Raw genomic sequence first — 2218 nt, 5'->3', positions numbered from 1 at the left:
ACGCCGGTCGTCCCGCCGGTCGTCGCGACGGAAGCCGCCACCGCCCTGACGGTCGCGGTTGTGGGGGCGGTCGCCGCCACGGCGGTCGTCACGGCGCTCGAAGGAACCGCTCTGCCTGCGCTCCTCGCGGACCTCGGCGGCCTTGCGCTCCTTCTCGGCACGGACGGCTGCGGCCTTCGCCTCGCGCTCGGCCTCCTCGGCGGCCTCCTTGGCCAGCGCCTCGGCGGCGGCGGCCACGGCCTCCTGCGGGTCGTCGCCACGCTCGCGGGCGGCACGCGCGGTCAACTGGTCGGCCTCCTCGCGCAGTTCCAGCGCACGGCGCTGGGCCTGCTCGAGCTGCCGGGTGAGGTCGGTGACCTCACGGGCGGCCTGCTTGGCGGCCATGCTCACGGACTCCGCCTGCACCTCGGTCAGCGAGCGCACGCCGGTGATGCGCACGACCTCCTCGTCGAAGGCGTCACCGCGGGCGATGATGTGCCGGGTGGCGTCCACGCCGGCGTCCTCCATGAGGCGGAAGATCTGGCGGCGCTGGTGCGGCAGGGCCAGCGACACGACGCTGCCGGACTGGCCGGCGCGGGCGGTGCGGCCCGAGCGGTGCAGGTAGTCCTTGTGGTCGCCGGCCGGGTCCACGTTGAGGACCAGGTCGATGCCGTCGACGTGGATGCCGCGGGCGGCGACGTCGGTGGCCACCAGGACGTTGACGCGGCCTTCCTTGAAGTCGGCCAGCACGCTGGTCCGCGCGCCCTGCGTCATGCCGCCGTGCAGCGCGTCGGAGCTGACCCCGGACTCGCGGAGCTGCTCGGCGACCCGGTCCGCGCCCAGCTGGGTGCGGACGAAGACGATCGTGCGGCCCTTGCGGGAGGCGATGGCGGCGGTGACCGGGGCCTTGTCGCGCGGCTTCACGATCAGCACGTGGTGGGTCATGGTGGTGACGGCGCCCTGCGCCGCGTCCACCTCGTGGCTGACGGGGTCGACGAGGTAGCGCTTCACCAGGCTGTCGATCTCGTTCTCCAGCGTGGCGGAGAACAGCATGCGCTGGCCGCCCCGGGGCACGAGGTCGAGCAGTTCGGTGACCTCGGGCAGGAAGCCCAGGTCGGCCATCTGGTCGGCCTCGTCCAGGACGGCGACCTCGACGTCGTCGAGCGAGCAGGCACCGCGGTTGATCAGGTCGCGCAGGCGGCCCGGGGTGGCCACGAGCACGTCGACGCCGCGCTCCAGGGCGCTCATCTGGCTACCCATGGACGTGCCGCCGCAGACGACCTTCAGCTTCAGGCCGAGCACGTCACCGTAGGGCTGGAGCGCGTCGGAGACCTGCATGGCCAACTCGCGGGTGGGCGTGAGGATCACGCCACGGGGGCGGCGGCGGGCGGTCCGTCCGCCGGACAGGCGGGCGAGCGCCGGCAGGCCGAAGCTCAGGGTCTTGCCGGAACCGGTCCGGCCGCGACCGAGGATGTCCTTACCGGCCAGGGCGTCCGGAATGGTCGCTACCTGGATCGGGAAGGGGGCGGTGACACCGTTCTGTGCGAGCTTGCGCACGACGGCTTCGGGCAGGCCCAGAGAACCGAACGTGACCTCGGGAGCGGCTGCGGAGGTCGCCTCGACGGCGGTGTCCGTGCCGTCGGTGTCCACAGCGGTGTTCGCGACGCTCTCGACGAGCTGCTCGTCCTCGGTCATTACGGTTTCAGGGGTGACAACAGACATGCGAACCTTCCGGAATTCGGCACGCGCCACACACTTCCGTGATTCGCACACGACCGCCTCAGTGCGGTCAGCCCACGGCTAAGCAAAGGAACGCGCCACACGGCGCGCTTCGGTTGGGGCGCCGGGCAAATGGGATCAAACGATCTACCACCATACGCACCTGGCCGCGCGGGTGGCAAACCCGTTCCGGCCGAAGTGCTGCGGATCACCTCCCCCGGCCCACTTCCCGGTCCCGGACGCGGTGCTGACCGCTCGGGACCGTGGGGAAACCGGAAGAATCGGAAGCAGGGAGACCCCGCGCACGCTGTCGCGCTCCCCGCGCGGGGAGGTGTGGAACGTCACCTCCGGCGCCATCCGGCAGCACGCCGCGGGGCCGGTCGGCGACGGGATCATCCGTCGCCCTCCACCGGGTCCGGCGGGTCCTGCGGGGAGGGCGGCGGCGGGTCGATCGGTTCCGGGTCGGGCGGCTGCGAGGTCTCCGGGGGCGGTGGGTCGCTCCGGGACGGTTCGGGGTCCG

At 72.5% G+C, this 2218-nt stretch carries 1 protein-coding gene; it reads right to left on the bottom strand.

Going from position 1 to position 2218, the window contains the following annotated elements; translation table 11 throughout:
* The coding region (locus ACYVE9_RS23840) for a DEAD/DEAH box helicase (protein WP_461029952.1) at positions 1-1701 on the bottom strand (1701 nt) is incomplete at its 3' end.
* Positions 1702-2218 lie beyond the last annotated feature (517 nt).

Source organism: Streptomyces sparsus (genome assembly GCF_054776295.1).
Note: the sequence above shows the minus strand (reverse complement) of the source record. Positions and strands in the feature narration are given on the sequence as shown.